The 26,927-nt window shown below is 42.6% G+C and carries 9 protein-coding genes; 5 read left to right on the top strand and 4 right to left on the bottom strand.

What is annotated here, in order from left to right; all coding sequences use genetic code 11:
* Positions 1–150: 150 nt before the first annotated feature.
* Positions 151–8,163 (bottom strand): ExeM/NucH family extracellular endonuclease, encoded by an 8,013-nt coding sequence (locus tag S4054249_RS24945; protein ID WP_046358489.1) that lies wholly within the window; start codon positions 8,161–8,163, stop codon positions 151–153.
* A 627-nt stretch (positions 8,164–8,790) separates the two neighbouring features.
* Between S4054249_RS24945 and S4054249_RS24950 the strand changes: the two genes are divergently transcribed.
* Positions 8,791–9,708, top strand: a complete 918-nt coding sequence (locus tag S4054249_RS24950; protein ID WP_046358488.1) for a formylglycine-generating enzyme family protein — start codon at positions 8,791–8,793, stop codon at positions 9,706–9,708.
* A 139-nt stretch (positions 9,709–9,847) separates the two neighbouring features.
* Here the strand turns inward: S4054249_RS24950 and S4054249_RS24955 are convergent, their stop codons facing one another.
* The 3 genes from S4054249_RS24955 to S4054249_RS26765 form a co-directional block, all read right to left on the bottom strand.
* Positions 9,848–10,723, bottom strand: a complete 876-nt coding sequence (locus S4054249_RS24955) for a hypothetical protein (RefSeq protein ID WP_046358487.1) — start codon at positions 10,721–10,723, stop codon at positions 9,848–9,850.
* Positions 10,724–10,775: 52 nt separating this feature from the next.
* Positions 10,776–15,701, bottom strand: a complete 4,926-nt coding sequence (locus S4054249_RS24960) for a DUF637 domain-containing protein (RefSeq protein WP_235611276.1) — start codon at positions 15,699–15,701, stop codon at positions 10,776–10,778.
* Positions 15,702–15,792: 91 nt separating this feature from the next.
* Entirely contained in the window at positions 15,793–18,828 is a 3,036-nt protein-coding gene (locus S4054249_RS26765; RefSeq protein ID WP_046358485.1) for a hypothetical protein, read from the bottom strand.
* Between the two features lie 453 nt (positions 18,829–19,281).
* Between S4054249_RS26765 and S4054249_RS24970 the strand changes: the two genes are divergently transcribed.
* The 4 genes from S4054249_RS24970 (at position 19,282) to S4054249_RS24985 (ending at position 26,811) form a co-directional block, all read left to right on the top strand.
* Positions 19,282–20,187 carry a hypothetical protein gene (locus S4054249_RS24970; protein WP_046358484.1) on the top strand — a complete coding sequence of 302 codons (906 nt, stop codon included), beginning with the start codon at positions 19,282–19,284 and terminating at the stop codon, positions 20,185–20,187.
* Positions 20,188–20,391: 204 nt separating this feature from the next.
* Positions 20,392–21,876, top strand: coding sequence for a flavin monoamine oxidase family protein (locus S4054249_RS24975; protein WP_046358483.1), 1,485 nt, complete (start codon positions 20,392–20,394; stop codon positions 21,874–21,876).
* A 280-nt stretch (positions 21,877–22,156) separates the two neighbouring features.
* The gene (locus S4054249_RS24980) at positions 22,157–24,316 is read left to right on the top strand and encodes an immune inhibitor A domain-containing protein (RefSeq protein ID WP_046358482.1); all 2,160 of its coding nucleotides are present in this window, start codon (positions 22,157–22,159) and stop codon (positions 24,314–24,316) included.
* Positions 24,317–24,618: 302 nt separating this feature from the next.
* Positions 24,619–26,811 carry an immune inhibitor A domain-containing protein gene (locus S4054249_RS24985; protein ID WP_046358481.1) on the top strand — a complete coding sequence of 731 codons (2,193 nt, stop codon included), beginning with the start codon at positions 24,619–24,621 and terminating at the stop codon, positions 26,809–26,811.
* Positions 26,812–26,927: the final 116 nt, after the last annotated feature.

Below are 26,927 nucleotides of genomic sequence, written 5' to 3' on the forward strand. Positions count from 1 at the left end.
AGGGTGACGGGGTTTATTTTGTTCAGGGTGACGGAGTTTAGTTTGTTCAGGGTGACGAGGTTAATTTTTCTAAGGGGGGATTAATTAAAGGTCACCATAAAAAAGCCCCTGAAGCCAAAGGCGGCAGGGGCTTATTGTTATAGCTTAATGTTATTGTCTACGGCGTAGTAGAGCAGGAACAATAAGTAATAATAGGAATAAGGGCATTGAACCACTTGAAGAACGAATAGTTCTGGTCTCTACACGTTCAATCATAATTGCTTCCTTCACTGTGATCACTAACATGCCAGATGCGCTTGCATCTTGCTCGTCAGCCACAACATAATTGATGGTGACTTCACCTTCGCTATGAGGTGCTGGCTTAAAGGTGATCGTACTTGCAGTAAAGGTCACTTCACCAGAATCTGCTGTTGCACTGATAAGCGTTAACGGATGGCCTTCAGGATCAGAATCGTTGGCAATGACATCGACCGTGACAGTATCGTTATTAAATACTTCAGCCACGTCATTCACAGTGACCGGTGGTTGATTTATCGGCTGGGCTTGTGCAACCACTGTGATCTGTACCGTTGCAGTGCTTGTCCCACCTTGACCATCGCTGAGTGTATACTCAACGGTATCAACACCAATGAAATCTGGCGCACTTTGATATTGTAAGCTTGAATCAGCATTGATACTTACGGCACCATGCATTGCAGTTGCGCTCACAATATAAAGCGTGTCGCTGTCAGCATCAGTGTCATTTGCAAGCACGTGTAGCGTTACTGACTGATTGAGAACCGCTTCCAGTGTATCGTCTACCGCCACAGGTGCTTTGTTGTCAGTCTGCGTGACACTCACACCGCCTGGGTCGACAATTTTACCATTTTTAATGCCATCTGCATCGTATTCACCACCGTCTACCAGTGTTAGCTTCACACACCACGCACCTTCGACTAACCCTTCTTGCCAGCTATTATCATTCATACTCGGGCAGTAACCTTGTTGGCCCAGTGCAGAATGCAGCGCGTTACCGTTTTGCGCTGAGAAAGTCATCCAGCCTTGGTTTGGTAGGTACTTACGATATTGTGCGTTTGCTGGGGTAGCCGCTTGCTGTGGTAAAACGATACTGACGCTGTCTACACCACTTGGTAAATCAACGACAAAGTCAAAAATACCACCGCGATTTTCCATCCCTTCGTCCGCAGAGATTAAACCTGTTTGTACTGCTTCATCAGCATCGAGCGAGGCCGCATTTTTGTTGCTGCCAAGACTCACACTACCAAGAGCCATACACACACCGGATTCAACTTCAATCAGACCAGACTCCCAGTTATTGCCTGAAGAAGGCAGCACATTACATTGCGCATCAATCGGGTCTAGGTAATTGGGGATACCATCAGCATCGTCATCTCCGTAGCCTTCTTGCGCATCACTAATGAGATCGCCATCCGTATCCGTATTCGCGTCCAGTGTTGGTTGTGCTGAGACCACTTTAAATATCACAGTTTGTGTATCAGATAAGCCACCATTGTCAGTCGCTGTTGCACTGACTTGGTAAACCCCGACAGACAGTGCAGATGCATTGACACTGAACTGAGTTGAGTCAGTACTTTCATTGCTCAAACCTGTTTGTGCTTGCCACTCGATGGTATGGGTATCTGCACTATTTTGATCCATTACATCCGCTGTAATTGTAATTAGACCGTGCTCTGTCACCATAATTGAGCGCACTTCATCTTGCTGCTGGACAGTCAGCGTTAGGGTCGGTGCAATGTTGGATTCTACAATGGTGATTTCATGGCGCTGTTGAACACTTGAATTGAGCTCACTGGTATCCAATGTGATTACAATGGTCTCGTCTGCATCCTCGATCTCATCCAACACAGTTTCAATAGAGATCTGACCTTGGGTACCAGATTCGATAGTGATTTGGCCAGATACTGGCGTGAAGTCTGCTTCACTTGCCGTGCCAGACACAGTAAAGTTGATCGCGAGTGGGTAGGAAAAATGTTCACCGCTCAGTACCACAGGTACGGTTGTCGTTTGGCCTTCAACCACAGTTTGGCTTGGAGAAGGCAGACTCACCATTGGGCGCACATTGACGATTTGTGCCACTTTTTCACATACATTGTTGCTACCGCATGCTTGCCAATACACCTTATTGGCGCCAGACGGTAGGAAGTTACTGCCAAGTAGTTCCACTGAGATAGGTTCGCCGCGACCATCAACCGCTGTTGCAACGCCTAAATCTACTAGGGTTAGTTGGCCTGTTGCATTGACCGTCAGATCAGCAGGTGCGGTGATCACAGGTGCCGAGGGCTGATTTTGGCGCAGTTCTAACACAGCTTCTGCGCGGCCACCAAATCCATCAGAAATGGCATAACGAACCTGAGCGATGCCATTAAATGTATCATTGGTACTAAATACAATCTGATTATCTTGAATTATTGCATTACCGGCATTGGTACTAACAGCCACCAATGACAAAGCATCACCATCTGGATCGCTGTCATTCTCTAGTACTGCAATCGTTGCTGATGATTGGCCCTCAGCCAGTTGCACAAAGTCATCTGTGGCGATAGGTGCAAGGTTACTCGTGCTAATTTGCACTTTTACAGTCGCCTGTGCCGTCTCGGCACCATCACTGATAGAGTAGCTGATAGTCGCATGGCCTGTATTCAATGCAGGCGCTTGGTATTGAAGCACATTGCCGTTGATTTCAACGCTACCTACGTCCGCTTCTGCCGAAGTGATACTCAGCGTATCGCCATCGATGTCAGTGTCATTTGTAAGCACATTGATGTTAGCAAGTGACTTTGCAGAGACCACAGTTGAGTCGTTAACGGCTGTCGGTGCGTCGTTTTGCGGTGCAATTGTGATTGCAACGTGTGCAGTTGCGCTTAGTCCTGCTTCATCACGGATCTCATAGGTGATTTGGGCTGTACCGTTAAAGTTCTCTGCTGGCGAATAGGTAATGGCAGAGTCTGAATACGTCACTTGGCCCAGGCCAGAATTCAGTGTTGCACTTGTGACCTTTACGCTTGCCATGTTCTCGTCGGTATCGTTACTCAATACCGATACCGTCACACTTTGATCTTCAAGTGTATTGGCGGTGTCATTGATTGCAACAGGGGCTAGGTTTCTGGCGATGACATTGACGTGGATCGTTGCTACAGCAGTGCCACCATTGCCATCAATGATGGTATAGCTGATGGTTGCTTCACCAACGAAGTTGACATTTGGTGTAAAACTGACTTGTGCATCAGAGTAGCTAACCTCACCTTCGCCTGACACGAGCGTCGCTGCGCTGATGGTGAGTGGATCTGAGTCTGCATCAGTGTCATTAACTAACACATCGATTGTAATGGCTTCGCCTTGTACTGCTTCAGCGGTATCGTCATTCGCAACCGGTGCTTGGTTATTTGGTAGAACAACGTTTGTCAAATCGAAGTCAGTAATTACTGGGTCGTGATCAGATGAGCGATAAGGGGAGTCCGAGAACCATTTATTCTGTTGATCTTCAGATTTACCTTCCGTATTGTAGTCTAGGCCCGCTGCTTCATCGGCGTTAATATGCCAGTGCATGGATTGTGCAATACTATCCATTGAACTACTCGCCGTCAGCATGTGATCTAAACTACCTGCCACACCGCTGAAGTAGTATGAGTAATTGTCACCAGCGTCTTTCTCAAGGCTGATATTTGTGAAGTTGGCGTTATAGAACTCAAGCATTGGCGCTTCATATGCGTAGGCATTAAAGTCACCTAAAATGGCATAAACAGGCGAGTTAGTATTTGCACTTGCTTCCACGTTTGCTTGGGTCAGTGCTGCAACGACTGTTTTTGCAGCCAGAATGCGCTGGCCATTACACGCGCCCTCTACAGCGTCATCCATATCTTCGCCACATGATCCGCCTTTTGAACGGAAGTGATTCACAACGATACGGATTTCTTTGCCGCCGTTCATTGGTTTGAATGATTGCAACATTGGGGGTCTATGTGCACGTGTTGCTTCGTCAAATGGTGCATCTGTGATCACCTGTGCACTGCCTTGAGGTATAACACGATTTGCACGATAAATGATGCCAACCGTGACCGCATCTGTGCCTATTTGACCTATCTGAGGATTAATGAATGCCCAATCATTGGTATCGTCTCGCTCATTCAACCCATCAATGAGGTTTTTGATGGCACTGTTGTCGCCGTAGCCATTGTTTTCGATTTCCATTAGGCCGACAACATCCGCATCGGATGCCAGAATTGCGCGGATCACCTTACTACGTTGGCGATTAAACTCTTTCTCGTTATTTGCGCCACGACCGTTAAAGTCAACGAAGTAGTTCAGCACGTTAAAGCTTGCAACACGAATGTGTTGATCTGACTTACGATCGAAAGGCTTAGTACGGCGTGGGTTCGCTTGTTCAAACTGCGGTGTATTGGTTGGAATGAGTTTGTAATTTCCGTAAGCGTAGTGAATAACCCCTGACATGTTCGATACTAGGTCGCCAGAGCGAAGTGGCACCTCAGCGCTGAAGCTTGGGTAATAGCTGATTGCTTCAGGGTTAGTTTGTGTTGAGTTGTCATCCACAAGTAACACGTTTCTTGAGTTTAGATCAGCAAGTTCTAGGCGACGAGGGTCGTCTTTAGGGTATTTGTTGGTCGGCTGCATTCTCATGCCTTGAGACAAGTAAATCTCACCATATTTAGTGAAGTTATGGCTCAGCGTGACATGTAGCTTTTGCGCCATAGAGATCCACATACCTTCAAGTGACTCTTGGTCAAAGCCTTTTGCAAACGGTAAATTCACCTCTGTTGGTGTAACCTGTGACAACACATCAGTGGCACAAGAAAGGGATTCTGTTACCGTACTAATTTGTGTTAAGTCATACTTTTCAACAACGGTGCCCAGTACTCGGACTTGTTCACCGATTGTGACTTGGGTATTTGTTTCGGCAACGAAAATGCCTTCTGACGTGGCACTGTCAGTATCTGCATGACGGTCTTCCTCTTGGATAAAGAAACCACCATGTTGACCGCTGCCTTGAAAGGCTGCCACTACAACGCCTTCAATAACCACTGTCTGGTTCACAAGAGGGCTTGCTGCTTGATTACCTTGAATATTACTAATGAGTGTTGCAGGGTCGTTACATGCGCCCAGTTCAACTTGTGGTGGCGTTGTTCCGCCATCAGAACCACATGCTGAAACGCCACTACAGCCAAGACCGTCAGCGGTATTTTTCTCGAACCCTTTCCACTCAACGCTTGGGTCAAAGGCATCATCTAAGGTTGTATCACCTGATGTGATCCCGTCTTTACGACGCAGGGTTTTATCTTTGGTTGAGGTGTTGCCACTGCCCCATGCACTGCCAGGATCCGTTCCAACTTGACCAAATACATCGGCAATTTGGCCATCAACTGTCAGTACAAGTGCATCATCTCCGTTAAAGTAAGTGATGGTACTGGTACTGTCTTGACGACTCTTAATGTCGTCGTTTGCACTGCTATTGGCAATAACGTGACTTTCGCCGTGCTTTAATTCGCCAGACAGAGTTTGTGTTCTTAACCCTTCTGTCGTCAGCGGTTTACCATTATCAGCTAAGGTGATTGTAACGCGGCTAAGGTCTAAAGTTGCACCGGTAAAGTTGGTAATTTCAACCGCTTTATTGCTGCTGCTACCTTCAATATACTCGGTGAAAATCACTTTACTGGTTTCGACCTGTTCGCTGACCTGAATGGAAAACGCAGGCAAGGTCACAACATCTGTATTGCCATCAGTGACACCGATGACGATATTGCTTGTCACACCTACATCTTGAGATGACGGCGTACCAGTCAGTTCACCATTTTGTGTATTGAAGTCTGCCCAAGCGGGTTTGTTGGTGATTGAGAAGGTGAGCGTGTCATTGTCTTCATCGTTTGCTGCTGGTTTGAAGCCATACGCAATACCTACGACAGCACTTGTGCTCGGTGTGCCAGAAATGGTCGGTGGGTTTTTAATTGAACTTGAGTCGACCACTTCAATGTTGAAGCTCGGTAAAGACACTGTCGACTTTCCGTCGGTTACGGAAATTTCAATATGCTCATAAACGGCAATATCGGCCGTCACAGGGGTGCCAGACAAGCGGCCCGTTTGTGTATCGAATGTCGCCCATGACGGCTTGTTAACGATAGAGAACGTCAAGTCATCTTTATTTTGATCTGATGCCGTTGGCGTAAAGCTATACTCGCGACCTGTGCCCACGATAAGTTCCGGTTGACCGCCAATGACAGGGGCCACTTCGCCTAATTTAGGACATGTCTCACCAAATAGTGTTTCTGCAAACTCTGGGTTATCGACAAACGGGTTACGGTTACCTTGTTGCTCAACGATACGTTGGTGTCTATCTAGTTCTAATTGATCTATCTGATCTTCACGATGCCAATCCATCAGGTTACACAAGACACCCAAAGTTGGTGAGCTACTTGCGCTGATATTATTTACAAGTTCAAGATCCGGCATACTGCCGTCTGTGCCATCATAGCGCACAGCCATGTAGAACATCATACGAGCAGTATCGCCCTTTACAGCATCCCTTGGTTCAAATGAGTCGCTGTCAGTAAAATTACCCGGTGCGTTATCAACTGGGTTACCGCCATCATCATAATCTTTGCTACTACGCGTGGAGTTCACTTTGACATTGGTTGGCCTTAAGTGATGAATATCGGTATAACCATATTGGCTTTCACTTGGGAAGCCATGAGACTTTGGCCAACTGTGCTCTCGGTTCCAGTCCGTTGTGCCGCCACCGTTGGTATCTTTAGACTGACTTTTTCCTGTGTAAAACAGCAGTACATTGCTTGGGTTATTTGGATCTTCATCGGTATACTTTAGCGCGTCCCACACTTGCGAGTAAGTCATTCTCTGTTGACCTTGTCTCGCAATTAAAGAAAGTGCACTTTCTAACTCTGTACCGACTTTGCCAATTGCCGAGGCGTAGTAGGTAGTGTAATCATAGTTACTGCCTGGTTTGTCTGTAACCGTAATTGAAAATGCAGGCAAACTCACCGGTGCGTGCAAACCATCTGACACTGAAATAATGATGTTATCATGATCACCGACATCAGATTCCGCTGGGGTACCACTAAGCTGACCTGAAAGCGTATTAATTGCTGCCCAGCTTGGCTTGTTCGTGATTGAGAACACCAAATCATCATTTTCAAGGTCGATGGCTACTGGTGTGAAGGCATACTGCCGAGTCGCTTGCACTGATGTGTTAGGCGTACCGGAAATGACAGGCGCATCATTGGTGCCGGCAGCTCTAACCATGATTGTAAAGCTGTTAAGTGCATTGGTCACGGTGCCATCGTTGACTGTGATCACAATGTTGTCGTATATGCCCATATCAGCGGCTGTTGGCGTGCCTGAGAGTTTGCCTGTCGTCGTATCAAAGCTTGCCCAACTCGGCTTGTTTTCGATGGCGAACACCAGTGTGTCACCATCAAGGTTGGTGACAGTTGGAGTGAATACGTATGTGTCTGTGGCATTCACGAAGCCTTTAGGTGATCCACTTATTTCTGAAGGGATATTACCGCTGCCGCCACAGACTGTGACGCCTGAGCAACCGAGGCCATCAAACGTGTTTTTTGCAAAGCCAACCCACTCGTTTGCTGGGTCGAATGCATCATCTATGGTGGTGTCGCCGTTTTCGATGCCTATTTTGCGACGTAGCGTTTTATCTTTTGTACTGGTGTCACCAGAACCCCAATTACTACCCGGATCAGTACCGACTTGGCCAATGCTGTCTACGATGATGCCATTAATCATCAGGGTTAACGCATCGTCACCATTAAAATATGTGGCGGTACTGGCGATATCGCCAAGTGCTTTTAGTTCGTCACTTGCGCCGTTGTTGTATAGGACATAACTGCTGCCCGCAGCAAGCGTGCCAGATAGGGTAAGCGGCGTGACTTCATCCAGCTTTTTACCATTTGCAGTTAACGCAATACTGACGGTGCTCAGGTCGATGCTATTGTTGCTAAAATTAGTAATTTCAAGCGCTTTGTTGTTACTGCTACCTTCAACATACTCTGTAAAGATAACGTTTGCATTTGCGTGTCCCATGACGACACTTGAACACAGCCCCATCGCGATGCAGCGGCCCAAGTATCGCAATTTTCCACGATGCTTATTGTTAGAGTTCATATTTTTCCCGTGTGTTTGTCACTCTGTTTTATCATTTGCGAGTTAGATTATTTTTAAGGGTGCAAATATTCCCATTAAAAAATGGGAGGCGAATATAATACTCTATTATGAACTTTTTATTAAAAATGCTTTAAATATCGGACATCTAATTGCAACAATTAACCACCTCTAGTTATTAACACGTTCTTTAGCTTAAGTATTTTAATGGGGACATTTGTCCTTGCATAACTTTATGATTAATAGGGGGTTATGATGTATGTGTCTATTTTGTTACATTCACGCTGTTTATGACGACGGAGGTGAGTTGTTTGCTACAAAATCAGTTCATTAACATTTTTTAATTATTTAATGCTTTTTGTATACAATAAAGAACGTTCTAATTTTTACAATTGTTTACGTTTTGGGTTCTTTTTGAACAGTGTGCATGGGTTTTTTGAAGGGGAAGTGGTTAAAAAACCAATAACTGCAATAATGTATCCGGTGGTCATGTATATGAAATTAAGGCGAAGTTCATTTGCTGTGCATCAGAGAAATACAGTGTTATTTAGTTATGCTTTTAATTTAATTATTGAGGTAGAATAATGGCATTATCTCCAACACTCAATAACAATAAAGTTTAATAATATTATGATTTTAGAAGACTTACATCTCTGGGGACAAGCTTCAGAAACAGCCCAACATCAAGCAGTTAAAGATTTCATACAACATAATGCATTGGATAAGCATTTTGAGTTCATCTCAATCGAGACTTTTTCTTGCGCAGCGTTGCAACACCGTATTGGCGTATTTAAGCACATAACAACGGGTATGATCTTTCACTTATTACCCGGTTGCACTCATTTTCAAGCTGGTTTAGATGAACAACAATATGAGTATGTGAGTAATCACTATTCGATGGACTTGCCTGAGTACTTCCCCACGAATGAGTTGGATGAAAACGGTGAACACGTCAGACAATCAGTGACTGTGCCCCCCATGTTGATTTCCCGCTTTGCGATCACCGAGTCGGTATGGATAGCGCATAAAGGCATGCGATTACATCGTCAGTTCGGCGACGATCACCCAATTGATGCCGTGAAAAGACACGCTGTGCAAAGCTGGGCAATGAGGCTTGATTTGTCATTACCTTCTAATATTGAATGGGAATACGCATGTAGAGCAGGAAGTAATACTTTGTTTTATTGGGGAAATGAACCAAACCCGGATTATGCGCTACAAGAGCGACACAAAGACGCTATGGATGGGTATAGAACATTCACCGAAGCAGAGCAGGGGCCAGCTAATGCGTTTGGATTATTGGGCATGATAGGTAACCAAGCGGAGTGGGTGTTGGATGATGTACCAGACTACCCTGCGCCACTGCAAGCATACCCTTTGATCTTAGGGATGGAAGATGATGGTTTGGATGGCATACTGCGTGGGGGCTGGCACGATTATGGTTGGTCGTTTAATCGAGCTACATCTCGCATCCAATGCGGTGCTGCCGACAGTGGTTGTAGTGGCCGTCTTGTATTTCGATTAGCGGATCATAAAGCAAGGCAATAAATTACATTTTATGTGTCCTTGCCAGTAAAAAGTCATACTGGCAAGGTACATCATGATTAAGGCCCGTTTGCCTTGTGTGCTTTCTCATCATGTTGGGAGTCATCCTTGATTTCACCCCTTTGCTACTTTGCAACACAGATTATTTATCGCAATTAGGAATAGCTTGTTCAAACTTGCCTGTTAATAACCACTCGGGTAAGTAATCATTTTGGTGTTGTGGCACATAACCATATTTATCATGCGCAATACAAACTGGGGCGATGAGCTGCTTTGGCAGCATATGAGCGTTGAGCTCGGTGTCACGTCGTTGCATGTTACTGTGTTGAGTAAATTGTGCGACCACAGCGGCTTCAAAGGTTTCTAGGTCTTGTGTGGTTCTGAGTTCATCGAGGGCTTGCCACAAGCTCAAGTTATAGCAATAGTCATTAATTGCATTACACTTTTCTAATAGCGTTACCGACTCACTATTGCCAAATATAGCTGAGTGAATATAGTTTGCATGTGCTGTAAGGCCAGGGATGGAGGTACTTGTTTCATCTATCCTTAAATCTTCCGCAGTGATATCCGCGATTAAAGTATCTATACATGCTTGATCACGCATAATAATGGCCATTTCTAACATCCGGCACAGTGTTAAAGTAGTAAGTTGTTCTTTCTTCGGTAGTCCAAATAAATCGATGTCAGTATCGAAAATATGAATGGTTTTTTTTTCTTCTGGAGGGAGTTTTTCACCCAATGACCTGTATTTATACATATCACAAACTAATCGCCAGTGGACAATTGCGGTTTTTAGTTGCTCTGGTTGAAAGAAAAAGCGATAGTTTTGATAATTTCTAATTGCAATAGATTCCACAGAACTAATTAGATTTTTTAATGTGACATAAGGTCCTGTCGTGGCTATTTCTTTTACAGTGTCCTTTATTTCATCCTGATCCTCCTTCATTGTCATCTCAAACACTTTTCTATATATGTCCATATTATCATAGTGCCTTGGGTAGATTTTTATATGTGCCATAAATAAACCTTAAAAGGGGCGTTTCAGCCCCTTGAGTAATTTCTATTGATTGTTATTTTTTTCCTGGAATATCAGGGTGTCGATTAATTTTAATTTCAGCCGGATTACCGTATGCATCGTAGGTTTGCGATACATGGTAAAACTCAACAGGCTTGTGCTTAATCGTTTTGTACATTTCCAAAACCTTTTCATAGCCATTATTAAATGCTGGATCTGAAGCTCGTCTTGGGTCATCTTTCAACCTAGCAAGCTTCGCTTCCATAGATTTCAATAGACTATAATGGTACTCCTTGGTGCCCTGCTGTGCATTAATGGGGTTGCCTTGAGCATCTTTAGCATTTCTAGTTCCGAGTATTGCACTGCCACCTTTATTTTCGATAACAGCATAGGTTTTTACGCCACTAATTTCAATTTCAATGATGTCATCAAAGTTACTGTTGAGGGTACCATCAGGGTATTCAGCCAAAATACTGCGTACATTGGCATTTTTTTCGTTGCCAATGTGTTCCATTGCGGCTTTACCGGCAATGGTACCGCCTCGTTCACTGTACTTGCGTCCTTCATTTAATAACGATTTGTACTCAGCATTTTGAGTGTACGTGTCAGGGTACAGTTGCTTAATCTCTTCTTTGCGTGTTTCGATACGGCGTTTAGCATCAGAGACCTGTTGGTAGGTATGGGTTGTACCATCGCGATCAGTCACGGATTTGTTGGTGACATTCATGTCAATCATGGAAAATGATTGAGGCTTAACCAGATGAGAAGGTGTCTTGGTTATCTTTTTGCCATCAACAACATTAACAAAGCGCTTAGTGTCAGGATTAAAGACCTTCTTTTGTTCAAAGGCATAATCGTAAAAGTCATCTGGTTTAAGCGATGTATTTGGGTTGAGTGCTTTAAATTCTTCCCAAGATGCAGCCTTATTATTCTCATCAAAACGGATGAATGTACCCGAAGGGGTTTCAACATTCTTGATGTTGGCATTACAACCGCTTGACATAGGTGTGTACGCTGAGTAAGCCGTCACTTGATAAGGGTCTAGCTCTGCTGGGTAAGACTCCTGATATGATTCTTCGTAAGTTGAACCATAGCTGTCAAAAGCGGAGTATTGAGAAGCCGATCTAAGCCCAACACCACAAGGGCGCGGGAATTCGCGTAATACCACCATGCCTTCGTTTTGGAACATCGCTTTACTGACATTCAAGTCTCGGACTGTTTTAGGTAAAGTGGCAACGCTCACCGCAACTTCGCCTGCTATTAACATGCCCGAAAGTGTACTTGATACGTCTCCAGGTTGAAGCGTCTCATCGCCTTTAGCAACATATACAACAGCTTGTGTATGGGCTGCGGAAATAGCTTCATCGTATCGCTGCTTGAGTGGTGTTTCGTTGATGATGAGTTTAGCAACTGACCAAATTGGTGCTCTCAACATATCAATCACCATAAGTGCGCCACTTGCCGCATCAAGTTGATCACCATACTCAGCGACAAAACCCGATGCGATTTCATCAATTGGTTGGCCAACAGGCTGAACAGCGATGACCATATCTGCTAATAGGCGCTGAGCGTTCGTGACACTTTCCTTATTGTCAGTCCCAGCAGCGTGAGCGTCTAAGGTTTTAGCTTGGCTTAATTTATTTAACAGCCCATAGTCGCCTATGTTGAAGTAATACTCAGTTACACATCGATTACCGCTCTCAGTACATCCCCATGTCCCGCCTAGTTTAGCAAGGTCGTAAGTCACCTTTTCTAACTCTTTAACTCTTGTATCTAGGTCAACCATTTCCTCAATTTGTTTAATTTCAGTAGGGCTGTAGTGTTTTGACAGGTTCTCTATAATCGCAGCTTTGTATTCCTCAGCTGTAAGATGAGGATTAGCTGACTGCTTTTGCTTTGCCTTAATATCTTTCGCAAAATCAGCAACAACCTCATTGAATGCGTTGCTGCCAGACATATGGCTAGAATCACCATTGAATGAAGCTCGAGCACTTAAGATATCCCATGTTTTACCTATCATTAGGTGTGCAAGTGCTACGCGAGATGCTGCATCAGCATTGGTTGCTACAGTAGTAGATGCTAGGTTGATGTATTCCGGCCCTGCACCACTAACAAAGGCTAATAGTGCGGCATATAAACGTATAAGTTCAGTTGAACCATATTGGTTTAAGAATTGTTGAGTCATGCCTTCAGCCGCCATATTTGTAATAGCGCCAATCTCACCTAACTCGAGACCTACGTTATATACATCTTGTCTATAGCGGTCATAGGTACTGTTATATTCACGTTCGAAATCTTTAAACTCACGAACAGTTTGTTCAGCCTGCGCTCTTTTAACTCCGATATAACGACCTGCAACTGTGGCACCTGCATTGATTGCGCAAGTCTTCGCGCGGTCATGCTCTGGTGTGCTATTGGCTTCTAGTGCTGCAATACCGAGTACACACCCTGAAAAAGCATGAGCGACATAGTTCATAGCGATTTCTGTTGTACTTCCGTCAACCACATTTAGTGTCGAATCAATCTTATTAACAAAAGTTTGCCCTAGACGTTGCACCGCGAAAGATTTAACGCCTGCAATAATTTGGTTGTCGAGTTCAGATAAACTGCCACCTTGTATTGCCCAGTTAACAGTCGCATTCATCGTACTACGAACAATGGCATCGCCGATCTGATTGACGATATCATAGTTAGTATTAAGCGCTATTTCGGGTAGGAAATACTCTCCTAATCCAGCTGTAACCACTGCTGTGGCGGTTGCTCTGATCCCATCAGATGATAGTAAGTCTTTAACAGTGCCATCGAGCCCTCGTCCAATTGCTAAGCTTGATGCTGCTTGCGTCGCGATTGAGATAACACCGGCTGCAAATGCTTTTTGACCGACAACGGCAGTAATTGACTTGCCGATCGCTGTAGCGCTTAGCTTAGCGCCTGAAGTACCAACAAGTTCGAAACCTCCAGGGCCCATAGCCACCGAGACTGCTATCGCAATAACGGCCATCGCTGCTGGTGTGAGTGAGCGAGTCGTGTCGACGGTGCGATGATCTTTTAGTGCTTTAAAGGCGATGTCTACCGTAGACTCGTTGAGACATGTTTGGCGTTTAAGCTGTAGCTCTTTATACAGGTTATAACTTCCGTCAGACAGGTAGCCATAATCTAGAGTGTTGTTTGGTACCGCTGGGCAACGTAAGCTGGATTTTTCAGCAAGTGTCTTCATCCACTTAAGCCCTTGGTGCTTGTTAAACTCCTGTTTTAGCGTGTAAAGAGAAGGATCTGGTTGACCGTCAATTTTTGCTAATTCAAGCTCGATACCTTGTGCCGCATTGATCTCTACGCCACCTGTGATGGTGTTGTAAATAGGACGTTCACGCTGTTCATCTACTGTGCGTGTTTTAATTCTCCAGAAGTTTTCCTGCTTGGAGTGTCGATAATACTGATAGGTATCTTGCGCTAGCAATAGCTCAACTTTGCCGCTCTCGGCACTGATATTTGCGCCATCTTGGCTATGGATCTGAACACCTTGAAGTTTGATATCGCCAAGTGGGCTTCGAATAATAACGCCTTTACCCGCATCTAGCGCTGCGGTGACCGCAATTGATTTGAGCTCTTGTATTATATCTGTCGAGCTGCCTTGACTGTCTGAAGCATTGTAAGATTCGCGGTTAACATCATTAACAATAGTGACGCCATTGGCACCCATAAGCTCAATGAGGCCAGTATCTGCGAGGAATTCTGCCCCCGATATTTCAAGCTCTCCCTTAGCCAATAGCTGAATAGTATCGCTGGCACTTAAGACTGATTGGTAGTAGCTGATCCCTTCTTTTTTCTTGTCGTACTGTCCGACTTTAAATTCACTGCTGTGCTTAAGTGGAGTACTGCCGATTTTTATGTTTCCATCGGCTGTTAGGATAATACTCCCACCATTTGCGTTAAGCTGGGCTCCAACTAGCTCGATGTCATTGAATGTTTGTATTGAGATGCCGCCGCCAGCATTAATTGAAGCGACTCGACCTAGGTGATCTTCATAGCCATGAGGCGTTTTGAATCTGTGAGCAAGTGTTTTTTGTTCATAGTTACCTGCGACAATGCTGACATTACGCGCTGCATTGATTTGGCCATAATTAAACAGTGTGCCTGAGGCGACGCCTTTGATATTTCCGTGACCGTCATCCATGTAACTTACACCAGCGTAAATTTTGGATGCATCTTTACTTAATGTGATGCTGGACTTTGAGCCAATGACTAAGTCATTGATGGTACTAAAAGAGGCATCTCGCTGAATTTTTAAGTCTGCGTTTGAGATTGTTGCTGACTTAAATGAGGCATTTGATTTTCTAAATTCAACAGTATGCGTGCCGTCGATACTTTGCGAGTTTACAACGCTTGTACGCAAGTGAACCACTGGTACTAACACATAGTGACCACCGATCTTTCGTGACTCAGGCCAGATAAAATCAATATTGAGTGTATCAGCAATGTTACTGGGTAACTGTGCACCAAACATATTGGTAAACGAAGTGCGTTTAGCAACAGTCATTGCATTCACATACAACTGGTTTATTTGCTGCTCTTCGCTGGTAAACGTATCTTTGTAGTAGGTTCGGCCAATAAGTCGCTTGATCTGTTCGCCAATTAGCTTTTTCTGTACAAAGCTATCACCAACCTGTTTTTGGAGCGGATAGGTTGTCCGTTCTTGGGGTATGATGATGGTGATGTTACCTACAATCGGAATGTAGTCGGTTTCCATTACATTGGGTAAACGGTAAATTGCTGAAGTTTTTAATTTACTGTGGAACTCGGCAATACTTTGGTTGCCATATGAACTGGATGGCTTTGGTATATAACTAGAACGTTGGTACAAATAATCACTAACCACAGATCTAATAAACATTTGCTCTGAGGTTAAATCATGTTCTACTTGTCCGCTTGAAACACTTGTCATTGCAGATGCAACACTTGGCAGCGTGAGCTGCAGCATCATAAAAAACGCCATCCCATAACTTGTGGCTTTATGCCAAAAGGAGCGTTTTATGTTTTCCATAGATGTATTCATTATTATTTTTCTCCCTTACTTACTCTAGCGCACAGCCTTCACATGGTGGTTTATCGTCATCACCGCCGCCACCGCCGCCACCGCCGCCACCGCCGCCGCCGCTACTGCCACCGCCGACATAATCTACGGTTTGCTCTTTCCAAGGACTGAAAGCGCTGCAATATTCTCTATTTTGATACTTGGTACATGCTTTAACTCTAAACTTGACTGTTCCATCAGTTTTTTTGGTGTATGCACGCCAGCTTTGTGTGGTACGTATTGCAGCGCTGCTTAAGTCAGTCTCCAAAATGTAGCTGTGATGCGGGACTAAAACATTGCCCCAATTAAGCACCAGTCGACCGGTCTTATTGTTGTAAGCGACTGTACGATTTGCAGGTATTGGAGGCGTTGGATCTTTTAAGTCATTGTAAGCAATTACTTTAGTGTACTCTTTATAAGGGTTATAATTTTTTAAGTCCACATGCGGGTTTTTCAGCGCTGTGGTTTTAAAGAAGTGACGGAAGTATTTAACTTCCAACTCGACAGCACCGCTTGAGTTAAGTTTTGGTGTGAAGAAAGCGTTTGCATAGACATTGCCCCAATAACCGTCCACCATTTGGGTGTCTGGGAAGCCCTCACTGTCAATAAAGGTCTGATCCATTTGCCCGAAACCATTAAACCTACCCATGTAAATCTTAATCAACTCACCAAGTTGCTTAGCTGTGTGGGATGTACCTGGTATAGGACGATTTGCGGCTGCTTCTTCTAAAATTTCTGAAAATGGCTTGCTGTACTCAGTTGGCACACAACGTTTGTTGCCGAACGTTTCACCATCTTGCAAGATACTGAGTCGACACTCATAAATGGTAATGATGAGGTGCCTTGCTGAGGTGGTTTTTTGTTCCCTGACATTGTAGTAGAACATTTTGCCGTGTGTTGGGTGATATTCATCGCCGAAAGCCGCTTTTTTTTCTGCGATAAATTTGTCTTGGTACCATTTAACATCTTGTTCGATAGAGGCTTCAAGCTGCAGATTTGTTTGAACCAAAAAGTCTGTACTGAGTCCATTAACATCATCTAAAAAAGAAGTAAATGTGGTCTGTGTGTAGTTTTCTTCATAGCTATCGATATTACATGCATTGGTAATACATGCAGGCGTTAACCCTTCTTGATATTCAGATGACGCTGAGATAGCAATGGAGCCGAAAGTAGTTTTGTAAAAGTTAGAGCGACCATGGATTTGCAAAAAGCTTGCAAGGTTAGTGAATGTTGTCGATGCACTACTGTTTAGAGGTGAGTGGTTAAATTCTCCAAAGCTGTACAGCGCCGCCATCGGAGAAATTGCATCGACGTGTGCTGATGCGGTTACCGCCAGTGGACTTTTTACAGAATGTTGTTCATTTGCACTATTGTGCTGTTTTTTATGGAAAACATAGCCTTTAGAGTCAAATCGATAACGCTCATTTTGTAATTTTGGCGTATTGATCGTGAATTCACCAGCGTTTTCAAGGCCAAGAATCGCACTACTGTTCAATACATATGTGCTGCTATGCAGCTTCAGAGTGTATTGTGCGGTAATACTAACTTGCCTAGACTTTGCATAGTCTAAGTCTACTTTCCCAGGCCACGCTGCACTACCCCTTTCTTTGTAATAAGGGTTAATGTTTTCCAGTACGTTTGCTTTGATATTTAAATGTGTTGCACTGATATGAGCTGGTCGGTTAACACTGAGCTGAGCGCTTGTAAAGCGTGCAAAGCTATTGGTATTAAAAACACCGTACTTTTCTGCAGGTTCTAGACCGTCCTCAATGGTTAATGCGCTATGCTTTTTAATTGTGGGTACAGATGCGATACGCGAGCCATTAATAAAGTAGTCGGTTTCAAATGACACATTGTAGCCAACTATACTGCCATCAAAGTGGTTAAATACAGCATCGGTTGCGTGTGCGCGCAATGTATTACCTGCAAGTACTTTGCGGTTATCAATTGTTTTTGCACCGAGCTCAAACTTACCAGACATTTCAATTGTGCCCAAGTTCTGCGCTTGGTCTTTAATTGTGACTTCTGCGTTGTGTCCTTTGATTGTTCCGCTATTGTAGAGTCTGATTGCTTGTATATTGATGCCGGTATCAGACAGTACAGAGCCTTTATTGTTGATTGTGCCTAAAGCTGTTGTCTGACTAAGCATTACAATATCAATGTTGCCTGTCGGTACGAAGAAATCGTCCCCAAAATGACTTGTTGCCATGATATCGGATTGAGTTGTGATTTTTGCACCTGAATTGATGGTGACGGGTCTTGCGCTGACGATAGAAACGCCTGCACCGTGGATGGTGCCTGAAAATGTGATTGCACCGAGAGTAGTAACTTGGTCTGCGTCAACGATCTCGTGGGTGTTGTAATCCACGGTCATCCGCCCAAGGAAAAAGTTAAAGCCGCCGCTTACCCCAACTAGGCCCGAGTTACTTATCTTGTGATGTGAACCGCTTGCACTGGCTCTGAAAGTTGAGCTGATGTTTCCTGCTGTTGAGATATATTGAGAATGCGTTTCAATTGACGTCGCGTCCGGTGCTGATAAGTTGTTTAAGGAGATTCGACCGGCATTTCTACTGGTTAAATTACCTATGCTGCTCATATTTTTAGAATAACCACTAGAACTGTTTGCAACAGCAAGCGTAATTCTGGGGTAACCTTTAAATGAACAGCTACTACAGCTAATTAAGCCATTATCTTTATTTACGACAAATACGATGTTTGCGGCAATGTCTCCTGATGCAAATGCAAGTTCACTTTTTAATGACAAGCTATTGGCATGGATCACGATCGTTTTGAGTTTGGTTCCAGCATCTGAGCTAGCTAACCCATTTGGATCGAGCATAAGGAGTGGTTTGTCGACAGTAAAATTTGTAAATCGATTATAGGAAATACCATGTTGGTTAGGAGGTGCAATGATAAGTTTATCTTTATCACCGCTTAGAAAACGTATATTGCTATCGGAGGTCGTCAGGGTAGAGGCACTGACTAAAAAATTAGGACCAAGCAATAATATAAGTAGTGCTATTTTTATTAATTTCATTATTGTCCATTAACTTTTTATTAAATTTTAATGTTCATTGGGAGGGTCTTTAAAAGTTGGATTGCTTGTTTTAGGTTGTTTTTCACTGTTTTAAATAAAAATTTAGCAATAATGTTCCTTTTGCTCTTCTAATTTGGTTAATAAGCAAATCATACTATTAACTTCCCTATTTTTTATAAGTATTTTTTATGGGTTTTATTGGTTAACCTCCTTTTAATTTTCTTATTTTTTTATGATATTTGTTGCTTTTGTTTTTTTCAAGTGTGATTTTTGTTTTTGCCCTGTGTTTTTGTTCTGTTTTTTATAATGAGGTTTTAAATTTTATAGTGGGTTTCTATTGCTATATGTGCTCGGATTTTAATCAGATATTATGCTGAGAGGCTTATTAATTGAAGAAATGATTGTTTTAAGCTCTAATTGGTTAAATAATGAATTAAAAAATTAAGTAAATGTATGGTAAATAATCAAAATAGGCTGGTTGAATTAATGGATGCTATGTACTTGACCGTTAGCAATATGCGTGAGGCGCAGTGGCTTGGCGATCCACAATGCGGCAGTGAAGGAACGTTAGCTCAGGAGCAGGCTTTATATGAAAGGTACCAAGGTTTACTTAAAGAAATGGTGTCCTTAAAACCTGATTATTTAAACACCAGTGCCTATATTACGAATCGGTTTGGCGAACAATTATCTTTTGCGCAGGCACAAAAGTTAATGGATGTTAAAATTAAAGCGTACGAAAGTGGAAATAAAAAACGTGCTGAGGAAAATGCAAAAGAAGCAGAGCTGATGCGTCGGCAGCAAATGGCTGAACAGGTAAAACGTCAACAAGAAGAGGTGGTGCAAAACCAAGCACAAGCACTCATAAAATTAAAGCAATCTTTGGCACCTTGGCGCAGCACAGAAAAGAAGCCTCAGCCGATGGAATCTGAGTTACAAAAACATATTCGACTCCATGCGCTTGCCGAACAATTTCAGTTTGTATCTTATATCGACAGCTTTCAAGAGGTGTATCAAGCTTTGCGCAGTGGCGTTGAAGTGAGTGAGTTAGCACAGTACTTGATTACACCTGAACAGGATGAGGGCTTGTATACGTTATTGTGCATCGTAGATGACCTTGCCCTGTACCAAGGTAAAGAACGCAATCTCGCACCGGGTTCAAACTTTACGCGTTTACTTGCTGTGCAATGTCAACCTACAAGATTTTATGAGCGTTACACTCCGTTGCCAAGCGGTGCTTTTGCTTTAGTTGAAAAAAGGCGTATCGAAGTTAAAATGGCCACAGATCTCGCGTTCCAACCAGTCAATGCATTACAAGAAGTGCTTGTATTTCGATTAATTGATAATAAAGAAAACGTTTAAGTTGTTATTTTCAATTTCTTTAAATTAGCGAGCAAATTTCTCTCCCACTTCTGAGTTAACATGATTTTGCCCTTGTTAATACCTTAGGGGCATGTTAGCGTGCGCCTGCCTTTTAGGTGGTTATCTTAAGGGCTAATAGATTGAAATATATCCAAATAAATTTATTAATTATATTTGAGTTTTTTTAGGTTTAAAGAGGTGTTTATGAAGTTATCAGAGAGAAAGGACTCTTTGCGTATCATCGTCAGTACTGTGGTTTTTTCCACGGTTTTATCTGCATGTGGAAGCAATGATACCAACGAGGTCGTAGTTCAACAGCCACAACCCGCTGCAAAGCCCACGGTCAACCAAGCTGTGATAGTTGGAGCTGGTTTGTCAGGGTTGACCGCGGCTTATGAACTGGAGAGTATTGGCTATTCGGTTACGATTCTCGAAGCGAAAGACAGAGTGGGTGGTCGCATAGGCACATATGATATGGGCCAGCAGCATGGCGAAATTGGTGGAGAGTTTATTGATGGACCGACAGTGCATCAGGAAATTCATCGATATGCCAGCCTCTTCAATGTTGAACTTGCAGAGACAGGATATTGGGGAGAAATTGAGAGCGGGGCTTATTATGTAGATGGTAAATTAATAAGTTATACGGATTTTGAAAATAACTTTGAGCCTCAAATTGTTGCTGATTATAACCGCTTTTATGATGAATTAAGTTTACTTGCTGATGTAGTCCCCGATCCAGATGAACCTGCGCGCCTAGATAAAGCGAAGGAGTATGATCTCACAACTGTACAAAGCTGGATTGATGGGTTGCAACTACACCCTGAAGCAAAATTGTTAGCAGAGCAGTTTGTCAGAGGAGAATTTGATGAGCCAAGCGATCTATCTCTATTGCACTTGGCGCAGTATGCCAAAGTTTATGAGCAAGTATCGGATGATGATGTAGAAGGTTACCGTTTCTTAAAAGGTGGCAGGGCGATGGCACAAGCCTTTGTTGATAATCTCGAAGGTGATCTTCACTTAAACCAGCCGGTAGTTAATATTAGCGAACACAATGATCGTGTGACGGTTGAAACTGCAACTGGTGGCAGCTACGAAGCGGATGTAGTCGTTGTAACGGTCCCTCTTCCGGTATTAAATAAGATTACGTTTACCCCACATTTACCACAAGCGTTGACAGATGCAGCAAACAGCATTAACTACGGGTCTCATGCAAAAGTACTCCTTCAATATAACAAACGTTTTTGGCTAGACCAAAACTTAGGCGGCGATACTGTTGTCGCTGGTGGTTTACCAACTGGGTGGACTTGGGAGACAACTGAGCGTCAAGGTGGAGAGGGGGGTATTCTTATCACATATACATCAGGTGACTACAGCCAAATACAAAAAGAGTGGACAGATCAACAGATTGCTGATGCAAGACTAGACGAAATTGAAGTGATGTATCCAGGTTCAAAGCAGTATCTTGTGGCGACAAAAGTACAAAACTGGGTAGCTGAAGAGTGGACGCAAGGTGGATTCATTGCATATGGCCCTGGTCAGATAAGCAAATATTGGAAACTATTCCAGCAGCCTGTTGGCAGAGTTTACTTCGCCGGAGAGCATACCGACACTTTATATTTAGGTTATATGGAAGGTGCTGTGCGCAGCGGTGTTCGTGTATCTCAGCAAATTAAAGCGTTAAATCTTTAAGTTTTAAGAAAGTGCCTGTTATCGGGCACTTTTCAAATTTTGCCAATATTAAAGACTAATTTCCTCAAAGAGTGACTCACTTTACACTTAATTTTTTCTTAGCTCATAAATTTATGTTGCTGATTTTATAAATTATTTTTTAATTTATTTAATGGTGTTTAAGTTATTAACAGCATTCTTGTTATTTCTATCCAATTTGTTTGGTTTGATTTTTATAGATGAAACTCAAGCTAAACAAAGTGCCAGTCATTGGCGTTAGAATAATAATAGGAAGGTAGTTATGAGACGATATCAACTCAACACGCTTGCTGTTGCGGTTTTATTATCTACAGGGGTAAATGCACAAATAGCTATTGTTAATGCAGATTCTGTCGCATTGCAACAGAGAAACAGTGATGCACAATTACACAAAAACTTATCAGCAACTTTCAATGCACCTCAAATTTTTAAAGGTTCACAATCGCAGACAAGGGAGTGGCATGGAGATGTGACAACCGCAAAGGTACTCACGATATTGATGGAGTTTAATGATATTCCTAATAACTCTATGAAACCTGACGATTTACCGAGTAGACATTATTTAGACCACTACAGTATCAACCATTATCAAAACTTAATTTATGGCAAAGGCGGCTATACGGGCCCTAAGGATGCGATGTTACCGACGGTGCGTGATTATGTGCTAGACCAAAGCGGCGGATCATTTGACATAAGTGGTGAGGTATTTGGCTGGTATACATCTCGCTTCGACCACACCGTATATAAGAGAGATACAAGTGCTTTGGTGAAAGAAGCCGTTCATCAGGTGTTGGCTGATGAAAGGTTCAAATTAAGTGATTATGACTTGAATAATGATGGCGAAATTGACCATTTAAGTATTATCCATTCAAGCCTAGGGGGGGAAAGTGAGCCTAGGGCTTTACGGCCAGATCCCAATAGCCCTTATAAGCAATTTATTCACTCACATCGCTCAAGGGTAAATCAGGAGGTAAAGAATGAAAGTGTAGGGAAATCGGCGCGAATTGGCAGTTACTTTATTCAACCAATAGACACACCAATGGGGCTCTACGCACACGAATTCAGTCATAGTCTCGGGTTGGCGGATGAATATGATCTGACTTACACACAAGATGAATATGGCATAGCCGGAGAGACGGTTGCGTCATACTCGATGATGTCTTCTGGGTCTTGGGGAGGCGTAGTCAGAGGTTCCAAGCCAACGGGTTATAGCCCTTATGCGAAATTGTTTTTACAAAACAAATACGGCGGAAACTGGGTACAGTCTACAGAGATTAATAGTGAAGAGTTGAACAGTAAAGGCGTTGTGGTGCCGTTTTCTTCTGCTGGAGTGAAAGGCAGATATAATGATTTAGTTAAGGTGAACTTACCACAATTAAGCAAACAACTATATCAGCCATTAAATAATCAAGCTTTTGATTTAACGAGCTATAGTGAAGTGATTTTTGCTTTATCACTCAAAGGCAGTCAAGCGCCTTCATTGAGTTTAGATTTAAACAGTGGACAATCTATCAACCCGAGTTATGGCTTCACTTTGCGAGTCCAAGTACCAGGTACGAATCTTTCTGAAGATATAAAACCTTCAAATAGTGATGACTTTATGATGAGTCAGAATAATACCTATATTCGCTCAACCAACAAGCAGTGGACAAAAGCACATTATGATTTATCAGCGTTTAAAGACTATGACACAATTTATGTGTCCTTGCTGAATTTAGCTATTGCTGGTGATTCTACCTATGTCGCTGCCGACAATATTGATATTTTTGATGGCAGTAAGGTCGAAGCGACAGTGAATTCAAATAACACTGAGCATGTTTACTTCAGATATAATGCTAAATTATCTGATGGCTCCATTCAATATACTCCTTATTATTTATTAGAGTGGCGTCAGCATGTCGGCTTTGATGAAAGCCTTAAAACTGAAGGCATGGAAGAGGGGCTTTTGGTTTGGTACGTTGATCCTTCTTACATGACTGATTTTTTTGACATTTCCAGTACTGACAACCAAGTTTCGGCGCATCCAGGGGAAGGCTGGATTGGTATTGTCGACGCAGATAGAAACCCAATATTTGAATACCAATCAGAGTATACAAGCACAGGTCAATGGGTGACTGATAGAAGCATTTTGCCATACAGAACTCGTGATCAAATTAGAGACGCCGCGTTCAATACACTCCCACAGCAAGGTTATGTCGTAAAAGACAAAAGAAACTACCTGAGTAATGGAGGCTATTTAGAAACAATATTACGGGATGATTTTATTAGTCCAAACCCTCGTTTTGCGGATTGGGATGATTATACCAACTATGTTCGCCCTGCAACGGGCAAAAAGCTGCCAAAGCTTGGACTTATTTTTGAAGTTTTAGGCCAATCAGCGGATAGTTCGGTGGCTGAGGTTCGAATTTCTAAAGTTTGGTAATGAATATGTTAAAGCCCAGTGAATATTGGGCTTTAATTACTCACTTAACAATTAAGTTGTAACTATTAATTAAAAAGCCAGAAGAAAACAGCAAGTAACCATTGTTATTATTAATATATCATTATTGTTATAATGTATCAATTTGTCTGTATTTTATCCTTTTGTGGATTTTTTATTTAAATATTTTGATTTTCTTGTTATTTTTTGTAGATAATATAGTTTAGCTATGTTGAGCGATTAATTTGTTTTTTAATAATTTATTGCTCCGGCTCACTATTGACTCAATAATATGGAAAATAATAATGAAAAAATATATGCTGAACTCACTAACAGCAGCTGTAATTTGTGCGTTAAGTGGTTATGCTCAAGCGCATGCCAATCATGTAAATACCCCTACTGAAAATGTAACCATTGATCCTGTTCAAGTTGAAAAAATAAAAAAAGATGCTGATTTACATAAAAATTTAACAGCTGATTTTAGTGCACCATTAGTTATTCAAAATGGTGATGCTGCGTCACAAACACGTGAATGGCATGGCGAGGTTACAACCCGCAAGGTATTAACCATTTTAATGGAGTTCGCAGACGTACCACATAATTCACTTAAACCAGAAGATGCTCCAAATAAGCATTATTATGATGATTATACTCCTGAGCATTATGAAGAAATGATTTTCTCTAAAAATGGTTATGTGGGTCCTCGTGGTGATACGCTTCCAAGTATGCGTGAATATTTTATTGACCAAAGTGGTGGTTCTTTTGACGTTGAGGGTGGCGTTTTTGGCTGGTATAAAACTGAGTTTGCGCACCCTTATTATAAAGATGATACACATGCACTTATTAAAGAAGCAGTATATAACGTACTAGCTGATGAAAACTTTAATTTAAGTGACTATGATTTAGATAATGACGGTCAAATTGATCATTTAAGTATTGTTCATTCAACATTAGGTGAAGAATCAGAGCCTCGTGCACTGCGCCAAGATCCAAACAGCCCATTTAATAATTATATTTGGTCTCATAGACACGTTGTAAACGCAGATGTCGTGAATGAAACAGTCGGTAAAACAGCACGCATTGGTAGCTATGTTATTCAACCAATTGATGCAACAATTGGTCTATTAGCACATGAATTAGGCCATGATCTAGGTCTACCTGATGAGTACGATATTGCTTACTCAGAAGATAAGCATGGTGGTGTTGGTGCAAAAGTTTCTTCGTACTCTTCAATGGCATCTGGTAGCTGGGGCGGCACGATTGGTGGTACTAAGCCAACAGGTTATAGCCCTTACGCGAAGCTGTTTTTACAAAATAAGTTTGGCGGAAACTGGATACAGTCTCAAGAAATTAATGCAGCAGAGTTAACAGGTCAAGGCGTGACAGTTAAGTTTTCTCAAGCTGGTGTTAAGGGCTTGAATAATGACTTAGTTAAAGTCAACTTACCTGAGCAAACTAAAAGAATCTATGAGCCACTTAATGCGAATGCATTTGACCTAACTAGCTATAGCTCTATTTCATTCGCACAGCCATTAAAAGGCACTGAAGCTGCGACGCTAAGCTTTGACTTAAACTCAACGACCTCTCTAAATGGTGCATATGGCTTGAGAGTGATGGTGAGTGTACCTAGTGCGGGTATCTATGGTTCACTAGCACCATCGAATGCAGCTGAGCTGGAAATGGCATCAGATGGCAGAAAAGTACGTGGTACAGGTGCACAATGGACCAATGTTAACTACGACGTTTCGTTTTTAGCTCAGTTTGATGATGTGAGTTTCACAATCGAGAACTATGCGATTGGCGGTGATGCAACATATGTAGCTGTAGACAATATCTCTATTGCTGATAATGGTGCAGTGGTTAACGAAATCACTTCTAACAATCCGGAAAAAGTGACATTTGCATATAGTGCATCACTTTCTGATGGTACTATTCAGTACACACCTTACTACCTATTAGAGTGGCGTCAGCATGTAGGTTTCGACGCGAGTTTAAAAGATGCAGGTATGGAAGAAGGTCTACTTGTATGGTTTGTTGACCCATCTTATATCATTGAGTTCTTCGATGTACCTAGTGTAGATAATCTATCAGCAGCACACCCAGGCCATGGTTTCCTAGGTATTGTAGATGCAGATAGAAACCCAATCTTAGAATATGTGACCGAATATAGTGCTACAGGGCAGTGGGTTACAGATAGAAGTGTTACACCTCTAAATAGCCGCAGACAAATTAAAGATGCGCCATTTAACACGTTACCGCAGTTAGGTGATGAAGGCAGAACGACCCGTACAGATCTTGCTAACGGTGGTTATCTAGAAACGGTCTGGAGAGATCAATTCATCAATGCAAACCCTCGCTTTGCAGACTGGGATGACTATACAAACTACATCCGTCCAGCGACAGGTACTAAATTACCAAAGCTTGGCGTAATGTTTGAAGTTGTTGGCCAATCAGCAGACGGTTCAACAGCTGACATCAAAATTTCAAAAATGTGGTAAGCATTTTTAATTAAAAATACCCAAGCCCAGCAATTGCTGGGCTTTTTTGTTTCACTAAAGCGCTATTTTTTTAAAAGAGCTCGTACATACCCCGTTTTTAGCGCTCAGTATAATTT

The sequence above is a fragment of the Pseudoalteromonas luteoviolacea genome (genome assembly GCF_001750165.1).
GTDB lineage: Bacteria > Pseudomonadota > Gammaproteobacteria > Enterobacterales > Alteromonadaceae > Pseudoalteromonas > Pseudoalteromonas luteoviolacea_G.